11 protein-coding genes are annotated in these 11887 nt (G+C 63.8%); 6 read left to right on the forward strand and 5 right to left on the reverse strand.

The genetic code is table 11. The annotated features are described in order from the left end of the window. Positions 1 to 118 precede the first annotated feature (118 nt). From AB4Z43_RS10830 to gcvA, 4 genes are all read right to left on the reverse strand, one after another. Positions 119 to 1423, reverse strand: a complete 1305-nt coding sequence (locus AB4Z43_RS10830) for an ABC transporter substrate-binding protein (RefSeq protein WP_038651261.1) — start codon at positions 1421 to 1423, stop codon at positions 119 to 121. 155 nt (positions 1424 to 1578) lie between these two features. Beyond that, positions 1579 to 3015 (reverse strand): hypothetical protein, encoded by a 1437-nt coding sequence (locus AB4Z43_RS10835; protein WP_441937366.1) that lies wholly within the window; start codon positions 3013 to 3015, stop codon positions 1579 to 1581. A 171-nt stretch (positions 3016 to 3186) separates the two neighbouring features. After that, the gene (gene pncB / locus AB4Z43_RS10840) at positions 3187 to 4491 is read right to left on the reverse strand and encodes a nicotinate phosphoribosyltransferase (RefSeq protein WP_019862498.1); all 1305 of its coding nucleotides are present in this window, start codon (positions 4489 to 4491) and stop codon (positions 3187 to 3189) included. Positions 4492 to 4626: 135 nt separating this feature from the next. Further along, positions 4627 to 5601, reverse strand: a complete 975-nt coding sequence (gcvA, locus tag AB4Z43_RS10845; protein WP_019862499.1) for a transcriptional regulator GcvA — start codon at positions 5599 to 5601, stop codon at positions 4627 to 4629. Between the two features lie 210 nt (positions 5602 to 5811). On the opposite strand from gcvA, the gene speB reads away from it, so the two are divergent. From speB to AB4Z43_RS10865, 4 genes are all read left to right on the forward strand, one after another. Further along, complete coding sequence (speB, locus tag AB4Z43_RS10850; protein WP_019862500.1) at positions 5812 to 6873, forward strand: agmatinase; 1062 nt, start codon at positions 5812 to 5814, stop codon at positions 6871 to 6873. An 82-nt stretch (positions 6874 to 6955) separates the two neighbouring features. After that, positions 6956 to 7765, forward strand: coding sequence for a transporter substrate-binding domain-containing protein (locus AB4Z43_RS10855; protein WP_441937369.1), 810 nt, complete (start codon positions 6956 to 6958; stop codon positions 7763 to 7765). 6 nt (positions 7766 to 7771) lie between these two features. After that, a complete protein-coding gene (locus AB4Z43_RS10860) occupies positions 7772 to 8428 on the forward strand; it encodes an amino acid ABC transporter permease (protein WP_441937371.1) in 657 nt (218 codons plus the stop codon). Then, positions 8425 to 9072 carry an amino acid ABC transporter permease gene (locus tag AB4Z43_RS10865; protein ID WP_038651269.1) on the forward strand — a complete coding sequence of 216 codons (648 nt, stop codon included), beginning with the start codon at positions 8425 to 8427 and terminating at the stop codon, positions 9070 to 9072. The genes AB4Z43_RS10860 and AB4Z43_RS10865 overlap by 4 nt, the downstream gene beginning before the upstream one ends. Positions 9073 to 9149: 77 nt before the next feature. Here AB4Z43_RS10865 and AB4Z43_RS10870 read toward each other — a convergent pair whose 3' ends face one another. Then, positions 9150 to 10034, reverse strand: coding sequence for an AraC family transcriptional regulator (locus AB4Z43_RS10870; protein ID WP_441937373.1), 885 nt, complete (start codon positions 10032 to 10034; stop codon positions 9150 to 9152). A gap of 176 nt (positions 10035 to 10210) precedes the next feature. Between AB4Z43_RS10870 and AB4Z43_RS10875 the strand changes: the two genes are divergently transcribed. Together AB4Z43_RS10875 and AB4Z43_RS10880 are read left to right on the forward strand one after the other, a co-directional pair. Continuing rightward, on the forward strand, positions 10211 to 11074 hold the full coding sequence (locus AB4Z43_RS10875) for a dienelactone hydrolase family protein (RefSeq protein ID WP_441937375.1): 864 nt from the start codon (positions 10211 to 10213) through the stop codon (positions 11072 to 11074). A gap of 195 nt (positions 11075 to 11269) precedes the next feature. Beyond that, on the forward strand, positions 11270 to 11860 hold the full coding sequence (locus AB4Z43_RS10880; protein ID WP_441937377.1) for a sulfotransferase family protein: 591 nt from the start codon (positions 11270 to 11272) through the stop codon (positions 11858 to 11860). The last annotated feature ends 27 nt before the right edge of the window (positions 11861 to 11887 follow it).

Consider the following 11887-nt stretch of genomic DNA (forward strand, 5'->3'; position numbering starts at 1 on the left):
CATCAACGCTGGCGGATGGGCGCTGCCACACAAACTGCCGATCTCCCCCCTTGCGGGGGAGATGTCCGGCAGGACAGAGGGGGGTGCCTTGGCGCTCACGCTTGCTAGATGGCTAAGCCTAAAGCGCCTGCTTCGTATAGTCCCCCTCGGCCTCGTAAAGCCCGTCCTCGATCTTGGTCTTGTGCACCACCTTCAGCTTGCCGCCTTCGACCTTGGAGATATTCTGGATGCCGAAGCACTGGTGGATCTTGCCGTTGAAGGTCTTTGGCCCCTGCGGATGCTCCGGACCTTCGGCGAAGGCGGTCAGCGCCTCGGTCGCCTCGACGAGCTTGGCACGGTCCTCCGGACCCTTGTAGCCGGCATCTTCCATCGCCTTCTTGACGACATAGAGCGTTTCCCAGCAGCCGAACATGTGCGCCGCGGTGGAAACGTCCTTGGGATCGCCGACCGCCGCTCCATTGTCGTCGATGCCGACGGCGGCGCGGTAGGCCTTCTGCGCAGCGCTATCATCGGGCTGGGCGTAGCGTGGCGAGCCTTCCCAGAAATGGCTGCCGTCCAGGAATTCCAGGCCGGGGCTGTTGATGTCGGTGGCTTCGAGCGAATCGATGAAGCCAAACAGCTGTGGCCGGTTGGAGCCGTAGAACTCGCCGAGCTCCTTGACGAAGGTGAGCACTGCCGGGCCGACCATGACGTGGTAGATCACCTCGGTCTCGGGCGGGATCTGCGGAAAATATTTGGTGAAGGAGGATTCCGTCGGCGGGATGGCGATCTGCGCGATGACCTCGGCGCCTTGCGCCTTCAGCGCCGGCGGCAGGTAGTCGCGGTGGTCGTAGCCGAACGCGAAGTCTGGGAAAATCTGCGTCACCTTCTTGCCGGCATTGGCCGCGATCCACGGCGCCATCGACTGGATCTGGCTCTTCACGTCGGTGATGCCGGGCTGGAAGACATAGCGGTTGAGCTTGGTCGAGGCGACGTGGTGGCCTTCGCTGACGACGAAATAGGGCATCTTGTTTTCGCCAGCGGCGGGCGCCGAGCCGATGACGACATGCGAGAACAGCGTACCGAAGACGATGTCGGTCTTGTGCTGGGTGGCGAACTTGCCGACAACTTCCGCACCACGGCCGGGATCGGTGCCGTCATCCTCGATGATCACCTCGACCTGACGGCCACTGATGCCGCCGGCGGCGTTGATCGCCTTGACCGCGGCGGCGGTGGTCTTCTCGTACCAGCGGCCATAGGCGGCGCCGATGCCGGTGCGGTGCGACTGGAAGCCGATCTTGATCGGCGCCGAGCTCTGCGCCTGGGAATAGCGGACGAAACCGGGCGCCACGGCAAGGCCGGCGCCCGCGGCCAGGCCCTTCAGCGCGGTGCGGCGGGTGAGGCCAGTCTTGGAGAGGTCGAAAAATCCGTTCTTGTCAGCCATGTTCGTTCCCCTGTTTTTTCGGTTTTGACCAACGATAGTGCGGGTTCGGCATCCTCGCTCAGAGGGTGCGGAAAATTGCATGTGTACAAACTAAATCACCAAAGCCCTGATGTGGCAAGCGAGCTTTCCCCAACGACATCGGGGTCGCCCTTTTCTCATCCAACGGTTGGCGTGGCAAGCAGCCAGAGGCCGAAGACCGTGTAGGCGATCATCAGCAGCGTGAGCGGAAACTGGCTGAGTGCGGCGCGGGCAGGTTGCGGATGCAGGCGCCAGGCAAAGCCATGCGCGACGAGCACGGCGAGCACATGGCCCAGGATGATGGCGCCGGCCTGGATGTTCCACAGCCACCAGGCCGACTCCGCGCCGGCGACGATGCCGGCCTCGACCTGTATGTCGGCGGAGCCGAACAGGTTCCAGCCCAGTGCGAACGGGTCGGACAACGAGGCTAGAGCATACTGGCCGTCGACCAGCAGCGCCGTTAGATAGTGTGCGACATGGTAGGCGAGCGCGATCGGCACGATCGACCACACCAGCAGTCCGGCCGCCTGGCCAAGTGGCGGACCGCTGCCGGCCAGGCGCTGGCCGAGCCAGACCGCGAAAAGGAACACCGCTGCCAGCAGCACGAATGTCAGAACGAGCCCAAAAGTGCCGCTACCGATCACCGCCGTGCGGCCCGGGAATTCAAGCGGATTGACGCCGAACAGGCCGAGCCAGAAGAAGGTTTTCGACAGGCCGTCGAACGAGACCGAGGACAAGGCCAGCAGCAGGAAGGCGATGCCGCTGGGCGGCAATGGCTCCGCCGCCAGCAGCTTGGCGGCCGGCCAGCACAGTACTAGCCGGCCTGCCTCGTCGCGCTCGACCGGTGCAAAGCGCGCCACCATGGCGAAGAACGCGGTCAGGAACTCGCCGCTCCGGCTCCAGTCGCGATAGCCGAAGGCTAGCATGGCGAGGAATGAGAACAGCCAGTAGAGGCCGGCGGCAAGGGCGAGCCGTGCCGGGTCGTCGGGCGCCGCATCGATCAGCTCGAACCAGGCAAAGGCGAAGAACAGCATGACGGCAGGCCAGCAGCCGACCCATCGTGGAAGGCGCCAAGGTCCCTCATCGTCTGTGCTGAGCAGGCGCGAGACGAGGCGCCGCGGCCCATACCAAGGGTTCAGCCATGACCAGAGATCGCCGAAAACCCCTTGCAACAGCGTCAGGCCGGCCCAAAGCAGCGTCCAGATCACCAGCGGCAGCGGGTTGGAGAGCGGGTCGCGGCTGCCGAAAAGGCCGGCGGCGACGAGAATTGCAAAGCCGGCAAAGCATATCAGGCTGATGGCGCTGCGGGCGCTGTCGCCGGGGGTGAACAGCGGCAGGCGCCTACGCCAGAAACGGTCGAGGGAGGCCGCGGGCAGCAGTGCCAGCACAAGAAAGCTGACGGCCACGGCGAATGCGCCGCCGATCAGGTAGTAGCCTGTTGGGAGGAGCAGGACGTGGCCACGGTCGGAGGCGTGGGCGAAGGCGGGTGTGGGGGTGATAAGCAGCGCGACAAACAACAAGGCCAACGACAGGAAACGGCACTCTACGGCGCCCCCCTCTGTCCTGCCGGACATCTCCCCCACAAGGGGGGAGATCGGCAGTTGACACGATCGGCGCCCTTCTTGCGACGTTGAAAATTGGCGAAAGCGGAGATCACAGCCAATCTCCCCCCGTGTGGGGGAGATGTCCGGCAGGACAGAGGGGGGCGCCAAGGAACTCGACCTATCCAAGAGCCCGCCTGTTCTTCACACCTTGACCAGTTGCTCCACCCGGTCCTTCTCGCCGAAAATCCTGAGATACCGCTGTATTTCCTTCTCGTCCCCCGTCGCCTTGGCGGGATTGTCGGAAAGCTTCACCGCCGGCCTGCCATTGGCTTCCGTCACCTTGCAGACAAGCGATATGGCGTCGAGGCTGTTGGTTTCGGTCGGCGCGCAGCCTTCGAAGTCATTGGTCAAGTTGGTACCCCAGCCGAAGGACATGCGCACCTTGCCCTTGAAGTGGCGGTAGGTCTCCTCGATGGTTTCCACCTCAAGCCCGTCGGAGAAGATCAGCAGCTTCTGCTTGGGGTCCTTGCCCCTCTCGCGCCACCAGGACAGGATCTTTTCGCCGCCCTCGATCGGCGGCGCGCTGTCGGGGCGAAAGCCTGTCCAGTCGGCCACCCAGTCCGGCGCGTCGCGCAGGAACGAGGCGGTGCCGAAGGCATCGGGCAGCACGATCAGGAGGTTGCCGCCATAATAGCGCTGCCAGTCCTGCAGCACCTTGTAGGGGGTCTGTTTCAGCTCCTTCTCCGAATTGGCAAGGGCGGCAAACACCATCGGCAATTCATGCGCATTGGTGCCGAGCGCTTCGAGGTCGTTGTCCATGGCCAGCAGCACGTTGGAGGTGCCGGTGAAGGCTTCGCCAATGCCTTCCTTCAGCGCCTCGACGCACCAGCGCTGCCACAGGAAGGAATGCCGCCGGCGCGTGCCGAAATCGGAAATGCGGATACCGGGCAGCGCCTTCAGCCGCTCGGTCTTAGCCCACATCTTGGCCTTGGCGCGGGCATAGAGCACATCGAGCGCGAACGGCCCGAAGGCCCGCATGGCGGCGCGGGAGCGCAGCTCGTTGATGATCGCGAGCGCCGGGATTTCCCACAGCGTGGTGTACATCCACGGGCCGCTGAAGGAGAGCTCGTACTGGCCGTCGCGCTTCGACAGCTCGTAGTCGGGCAGCCGGAAGCCTTCCAGCCAGGCGAGGAATTCCGGTTCGAAGATCTGCTTGCGGCCATAGAAATTGTTGCCGCCGAGCCAGATCATTTCCTTCTTGGAGAAGCGCAAGGTGCGGGCATGGTCGAGCTGTTCGCGCAGTTCACCTTCATCGATCTCGTCGGCAAGACGCACCGAGGTGGTGCGGTTGATCAGCGAGAAGGTGGCGTCGACCTTGGGGTACATGCCCCAGATCATCTGCAGCATCAAAAGCTTGTAGAAATCCGTGTCGAGCAGGCTGCGCACGATCGGGTCGAGCTTCCAGGTGTGGTTGTAGACACGCCGCGCAATATCGGTCTTAGCCATGTTTCAACACCGCCTTCGCTGCCTGCCATCCACAACCGCGACAGGCCTCATAGCATCGAATTGGCCAAAGCGCTGCCCGCTTTCAGGCTGGCCCGACAAAAAGAACGGCCTGCGCATGGCCATGAGCAGCCGGTCTCAGCCGACCGCCTTCGCGCCGATGACCTTGAGTTGCGGACGCTTGCGGCGGCTGATGATGCGGCCGGCGACCGGAGCGTCGGCACGGCCGTCATCTCCGGCCTTCTCGGCAAACAGCCAGTCGATGAACACCTGCACGATCGGCGTCGCGCGCATCTCGTTGCGGCAGACGACATAGAAATCGTCGACCGCCGGCACCGAAAGGCTGAACGGCGCGATCAGCATGCCCCTGGCCAGCAGCGCGCTTGCCGTCACGGAATCGCCAAGCGCCACGCCATGGCCATGCACCGCCGCCTCGGCCGCCATGCGCGCGTCGCCCAGATGATGGCGGCGGCCCTTTTCGAGGTCCAGCGCATCGGCGGCCGCCAGCCAGGTGTGCCATTCGCGGCCGTCGTCGCCATGCAGGAAGACATGGTCGGCCAAGTCCCTGACGCTGCGGATCGGCCGGTTGTTGATCAAAGTCGGGCTGACCACGGGAAACAGCTCCAGCCCCGACCATTTGCGCATCCAGCAATCGGCCCAGCTGCCATCGCCATAGTGCACGCAGACATCGATATGCGGCGCACGGATATCCCTGGGGTCGTTGGAGGGGATCAGCGTCAGCTGGATGTCGGGATATTGCGCGGTGAAGCTGCCCAGCCTCGGCGTCATCCACAAAAGCAGCAAGGCCGGCACGCAGGATACCGACAGCGCGCCGCTGCTGGCCGGCCGCGTAAGCCGCTGCGTGGCGGCGGCGATGCCGTCGAAGGCGGTCGATACCGCCGGCAACAGCTCCGCGCCATGCGGCGTCAGCCTGACCCGCTGGCCAATACGCTCGAACAGCTTGACGCCGAGCGACTGCTCCAGCGCCTTGATCTGGTGGCTGACGGCGCCATGCGTGACATTCAGCTCACTCGCCGCCTTGGTCAGTGAGCCATGGCGCGCCGTTGCCTCGAAGGCGCGCAACGGGTTCAGGGGTGGCAGGCGCTTGACCATGGACGCTCGGCTTCTTTGTGAGATTTTCTCACAGGAAACACCCTAACAATATCAATTGCTTTTTCAATTGGGCTGCCGGACACTTCGGCTCGAAATAACACCAAGACGTGAAATCTGCAGGCAGCCAGCGGGACAGCGACCCGGCCGGATGACGGCCGGTTCGTTTGAGATCGCCGACGGCGGCACTGCATCAGCCCAGGAGGAGCGGATATGGGTTACGATCGCGGCAAGCTCGACGCGTTGCGCCGCAAGTATGGCGAGAGCCATGGCGGCGAGATGTTCGACCCGAAATTCCGCAAGGTCGCCGACAAGATCTTCTCCAAGTCGGGCACAAGGCTGGCGCCCTATTCCGGCATCCCGACCTTTCTCGCCGCGCCCTACCGCGAAATCGCTGCCGAGAACCCGGATTTCGGCGACTTGCAGGTGGCCATCATCGGCGTGCCGATGGATCTGGGCGTCACCAACCGGCCCGGTTCGCGCTTCGGGCCGAGGGCGCTGCGCGCCATCGAACGCATCGGCCCCTACAACCATGTGCTGGAATGCGCGCCGACGCATGAGCTTCGCGTTGCCGACATCGGCGACACGCCATTCCGCAGCCGCTACCGGCTGGAGACCAGCCATGAGGACATCGAGCGCCGCACCAACCAGATCGTCGATGCCGGCGTCATCCCGCTGTCGGTCGGCGGCGACCATTCGATCAGCCATCCGATCCTGAAGGCCGTCGGCAAGAAGGCGCCGGTCGGCCTCATCCATATCGACGCCCATTGCGACACCAGCGGCCTGTTCGACATGACCAAGTTCCACCACGGCGGCCCGTTCCGCAACGCGGTGCTCGACGGCGTGCTCGACCCGACGCGGACCATCCAGATCGGCATCCGCGGCTCGGCCGAATATCTCTGGGAGTTCACTTACGAGTCGGGGATGACCGTGGTGCACGCCGAAGAGGTGACCGGGATGGGCATCCCCGCCATCATCGAGAAGGCGCGCAAGATCGTCGGCGACGGCCCGACCTACGTCTCCTTCGACATAGACAGCGTCGATCCCGCCTTCGCGCCCGGCACCGGCACGCCGGAAGTCGGCGGCCTGACGACGCGCGAAGTGCTCGAGCTGCTGCGAGGCCTCAAGGGCCTCAACATCGTCGGCGGCGATGTCGTCGAGGTGGCGCCGCAATATGACGCCACCACCAACACCGCGCATGCCGGCGCCCAGGTGCTGTTCGAGATATTGAGCCTGATGGTATTCAGCCCGGCCATCACGGGCAAGCGCGCCTGACACCTGAACCAGTAAAGGCGGCCGCCGCGCTGGAGCCGGCAGCCGCCTCAAACAATCAAGAGCTTCCAGAAGGGGAATAAGAATGACAATCCACTCGACACTGAAATCATCCATAGCCGCCATCCTAGTGCTCGGTGCCGCCGGCCTCGGTCTCGCCACCCAGGCGGCCAATGCCGACGCGCTGGCTGACATCACCAAGGCCGGCACCATCAATGTCGGCGTCTTCGCCGACTTCCCGCCCTTCTCCTCGGCCAGCGCCGATATGAGCCTCAAGGGCTACGACATGGATGTCGCGCAATACATCGCCGACACGCTCAAGGTGAAGCTCAATCCGGTCGCCGTCACCGGCCAGAACCGCATCCCCTATCTCAACGACCATCGCGTCGACATACTGATGAGCGTCGGCTACTCCAAGGAGCGCGAGCAGGTCATCGACTTTGCCGCCGCCTACGCGCCCTACTACATCGCGGTGATCGGTCCGGCGGCGATGTCGGTCAAAGGCAAGGAAGACCTTGCCGACAAGTCGATCGCCGTCAATCGCGGCACGCTCGAGGACACCTCGCTGACCGAGGCCGCGCCCGCCTCGGCCGACATCAAGCGCTTCGACAACTACAATTCGGTCATCCAGGCCTTCATCTCGGGCCAGACCCAGCTGATGGTCGTCGGCAACGATGTCGGCGCCCAGGTGCTGGCCAAGCAGGATGCGCTGAAGCCGGAGCAGAAGTTCCAGCTGCTGACCTCGCCCTCGCATATCGGCCTCAACAAGAACGAAGACGGGCTGAAGAAGGCGGTCAACGACGCCATCGCCAAGATGCTGGACGACGGCAAGCTGGACGAAAGCTCGAAAGCCTGGCTGAAGACGCCGCTCAACCCCGACAACCTCAAGGATTGAGTCGCCGTGGCCTTTGCCTGGCTCCCGGGTGCCTTGGGCGACATCGCGCATGGCGCGGCCACGACGATCCTGCTGATCGCCGTGACCACGCTGGCCGGCACGCTGCTAAGCATCCTGGGCGCCGCCGGACGGCGGAACGGTCCCGTGCTGCTGCGCCGGGCCATCGGCTGGTATGTCGAGGTGATGCGCAACACGCCGTTCCTGGTGCAGCTGTTCTTCATCTTCTTCGGCCTGCCGAGCCTCGGCATCCGGCTCGACCCGATCCTGGCCGCCATGCTGGCGATGACGCTCAACATGGCGGCCTATACGATCGAGATCGTCGGCGCCGGGCTCGATGCCGTGCCGGGTGGGCAGACGGAAGCAGCCCTGGCTCTGGGGCTCAGGCCCCGCCAGGTGTTCGTCAAGATCGTGCTGCCGCAGGCGCTCAAGATCATCTATCCGGCGCTGACCAGCCAGATCGTCATCATGATGCTCGAATCGGCCGTCGTGTCGCAGATCGCGGTGCGCGAGCTGACCTATGAGGCCGATATGCTGCAGGCGCGCACCTTCCGGTCCTTCGAGACCTATTTCGTCGTGACGCTGGTCTATCTCGCAATGTCGATGGCCTTGCGCCGGCTTCTGGTCACCGGCGGGCGCCGTGCGCTCGGAGCGGGCGTGTCATGATCGAGTTCACTTTCTGGGACATCGTGCGCAACCTTCTGCTGGCCACACGCTGGACGGTGCTGCTGTCGCTGGCCGCCTTCGTCGGCGGCGCGCTGGTTGGCATGGCGGTGCTGTTCTTCCGGATCTCCAAGCATAAATGGAGCCGCCGCCTTGCCTCGGGCTACATCGCCCTCTTCCAGGGTACGCCGCTGTTGATGCAGCTCTTCCTGATGTTCTTCGGCCTACCCATGCTCGGCCTGCGCATCGAGCCCTGGACCGCGGCGGTGCTCGGCCTCACCTTCTTCGCCAGCGCCTATCTCGCCGAGATCTGGCGCTCCGGCGTCGATGCCTTGCCGCGCGGCCAGTGGGACGCTGGCGCCAGCCTCGGCCTGCACTATCTGCAGGAGCTCAGGCTGATCATCCTGCCACAGGCATTCTCGATCACCCGCGCGCCGACGGTCGGCTTCCTGGTGCAGCTGATCAAGTCGACGGCGCTGACCTCGATCATCGGTTTCGAGGAGCTGGTGCGGACCTCCAACGCCATCAACAACGCCACCTTCGAACCGTTCAAGGTCTACGGGCTGGTGGCGCTGATCTTCTTCCTCATGTGCTTCCCGCTGACGCAATATGCCCGTTCGCTCGAAAAGCGCGCGGCGGCCCGCTAGATCCAGGCGGAACAACCGAGGTGGAGTGGACGGCTTGTCCGCGTCTTGCGATCAGAAGGGACAAGCCGCCAAAAGCGCTATTTCAGGGGCAGGAAGAGCTCGACGACCACTTCGTGCAGCGGGCCTTCCGCGAGGCGGAACAGCCGGCGCTGGCAATAGACTGGAAAGTCGCGCACGTCCTCGCCGCTGGCCGGAAGCCATTCCCGATAGAGGTAGAGTGCCGCGGGTTCGAGATTGTTGGTGTTGCCGGGGTAGCGCAGCACCGCGCAGCGTCCGCCGGGAATCACGCCGGCCATCATCTGCCCGTCATTCTCATCGATCGGCTGATCGGTCCCAACACAAATGTCCATGCTGTAGTCAGCCGCGATTGCGGGCTCCCTTTCGGAACGGAAGACGTTGAAGGTCGGGCTTGTCTCGGGCGACAAGCCCGCCGCCTTGCGCCAGGCGATGAACCGCTGGATGGTGTCCTGGAGTGTCGCCCGGTCTCCGCGATGCTCCATGATCGCCACCGGTGTGGGCGGCACATCGCGGATCGTCACGTCGTCGGGTTCGAAGATTATCTGCATGAGCGTGTTCCTTGCTTTGTCGAAAGGCCCGAAGGCCATGAGCCACGCCCCCCAGTCGGGAGATTTCCGAAACGACGAGGGCGACTGTCCGAACCGTTGCCGAAAGGCGCGGGCGAAGGCATCCGGTGCGTCGTAACCGGCATCCATCGCTATATCGGTGACGCTTTGGGCGTCGCTCGCGGCAAGCCTGTGCGAAGCGCGCTTCATGCGGGCGAGTTGGACATAGCGATGCACGGACAGCCCGAAGGTGGCCATGAACTGCCGGTGGAAATGGAATTTCGAGAACGCCGCGACGCCGCTCAACGCTTCCAGGCCCAGATCGCCGTCCAGATGCTGGTCTATGTGGTCCAGCACCCGCTGCATCCGGGCATGATAGTTTTCAAGCGCCGCCTTCACCGTCTCTTCCTCCGTGGCAGCACCAGATAGACGCTCCCAGATATGTCGCGCTCGACCGATCTTGCCATTTTGGCCTCGTCGGTTTCCCTATCTTCACCACGCAACCGTGATTTGCGGTAAGCCGCGCCGCGCCTCACTGTGAGCGCAACGGCTTTCGGGAGGGAGGGGCGTTGGCCATGCAGGCGAAATATCGTGTCGCTCTCGCGGGCCTGTTTGCCTTTTGGATGATACAGCCGGCCGCGGCCGCCGACCAGGCACCCGATCGCATAAGCATACCGGCCGACGGCAAGAACGAGCCGGCGATGCTGGACGCAATGCTGTTCAAGCCGCAAGGGCAAGGGCCATTTCCGGCGGTCGTGGCCATGCATGGCTGCAGTGGCCTATGGAGCAGTAAGAACGGGGCGGAGCTCAGCCCGCGCCATGCCGATTGGGGCCGGCGCCTGGCCGCTCTCGGCTATGTCGTGATCTTTCCGGACAGTTTCGGCTCGCGCGACCTTGGACCGCAATGCAAGAACGGCGACCGCGAGGTCGAACCCTACCGCGAGCGCGTGGAGGATGCCAATGCCGCCCGCCGCTATCTGCAGACGCTGCCCTATGTGAAGCCTGCCGCCATCGCCTTGCTTGGCTGGTCGAATGGCGGCTCGACCGTTCTTTACACGGTCCGGCCGAAGGATAGGCCGAAGCCGGATTCGCCCGACTTTCGCGCGGCGGTTGCCTTCTACCCCGGCTGCAGGGCTCCGGCCGAAAAACGCGATTGGGCGACCCGTGTGCCGCTGCTGATTGTGATGGGCGAGGCGGACGACTGGACACCGGCCGCGCCGTGCAAGGCGCTGGCCGACGCCAATCCCGACAGCGTCAAGCTTATCCTCTATCCCGGCGCCTATCATGATTTCGACAATGAGGCGCAAAAGCTCCACGAACTGCATGGGCTGGCCTATACCGCCGATGGCGACGGCGTGGCCCATGCCGGACTGAATCCGGCAGCCCGTGCAGCAGCGCTCAAGGACGTGCCCGACTTCCTCGCCGGGCTGAAGCAATAGGCGACATCGGATCAACCTGACTGTCACCGGGCGACGGGCTGCGTGTGGCCCGAATTATGTGCAAGACAGGAATATTATTCACGGCTAATCTTCCAGCGCTGACCACCGATCCTGAGGGAAACCGCCTGCGGGTGCTGCTCGCAAGCGATTGATCTAACAGCAGCAGACCTGAATCGGGGAACTGTGGTGATAAGGGTGATCGGAACGGGCTTTGGCCGGACAGGAACGGATTCGATGCGCGAGGCGCTGACGATCCTTGGCTTCGGCCCGTGTCACCACATGTATGAAGTCATGGCCAATGAAGACCAGAAGCGGCTTTGGCGCGCTCTGGCCCAGGGCGCGGCGCCAAAATGGAATCAGCTGTTTGCCGGCTATGCATCCTGCGTCGACTGGCCCTCGGCGCACTATTGGCGTGAGCTGATCGACTTCTATCCGGACGCACGGGTCATTCTGACATATCGCTCGCCGGAAAGCTGGTGGGCAAGCTTCGAGGAGACGATCCTGGCGGGCATCAACCAGAGTACGGATCAGGAATCGCTCGGTCTTGCCTTGATCTCCAGGCAGGTCTTCGGCGGCCGGGCGCACGATCGCGCCCATGCCATCGCCGTTTACGAAGCCAATGTAGGGGCAGTCATTGCGACAGTGCCACCGGGTAGGCTTCTGGTCCACAATCTGGGAGACGGATGGGAGCCGCTTTGCCTCCATCTCGGTGTGCCGGTGCCGGACCGGTCGTACCCCAATCGCAACAACACCAAGGACTTCCGGTCGGCTCTCGGACAGAACTAGCTTGCCCCACATCTGCAAGTGTCGATG

This window comes from Mesorhizobium sp. 2RAF45, assembly GCF_052115225.1.
GTDB lineage: Bacteria > Pseudomonadota > Alphaproteobacteria > Rhizobiales > Rhizobiaceae > Mesorhizobium > Mesorhizobium jarvisii.

What these genes read in the sequence shown, in the direction of transcription:
- speB (WP_019862500.1), top strand. Translation starts at nt 5,812, where the DNA reads ATGGGTTACGATCGCGGCAAGCTCGACGCGTTGCGCCGCAAGTATGGC.
- AB4Z43_RS10875 (WP_441937375.1), top strand. Translation starts at nt 10,211, where the DNA reads ATGCAGGCGAAATATCGTGTCGCTCTCGCGGGCCTGTTTGCCTTTTGG.
- AB4Z43_RS10830 (WP_038651261.1), bottom strand. Translation starts at nt 1,423, where the DNA reads ATGGCTGACAAGAACGGATTTTTCGACCTCTCCAAGACTGGCCTCACC.
- AB4Z43_RS10835 (WP_441937366.1), bottom strand. Translation starts at nt 3,015, where the DNA reads ATGTCCGGCAGGACAGAGGGGGGCGCCGTAGAGTGCCGTTTCCTGTCG.
- AB4Z43_RS10855 (WP_441937369.1), top strand. Translation starts at nt 6,956, where the DNA reads ATGACAATCCACTCGACACTGAAATCATCCATAGCCGCCATCCTAGTG.
- pncB (WP_019862498.1), bottom strand. Translation starts at nt 4,491, where the DNA reads ATGGCTAAGACCGATATTGCGCGGCGTGTCTACAACCACACCTGGAAG.
- AB4Z43_RS10865 (WP_038651269.1), top strand. Translation starts at nt 8,425, where the DNA reads ATGATCGAGTTCACTTTCTGGGACATCGTGCGCAACCTTCTGCTGGCC.
- gcvA (WP_019862499.1), bottom strand. Translation starts at nt 5,601, where the DNA reads ATGGTCAAGCGCCTGCCACCCCTGAACCCGTTGCGCGCCTTCGAGGCA.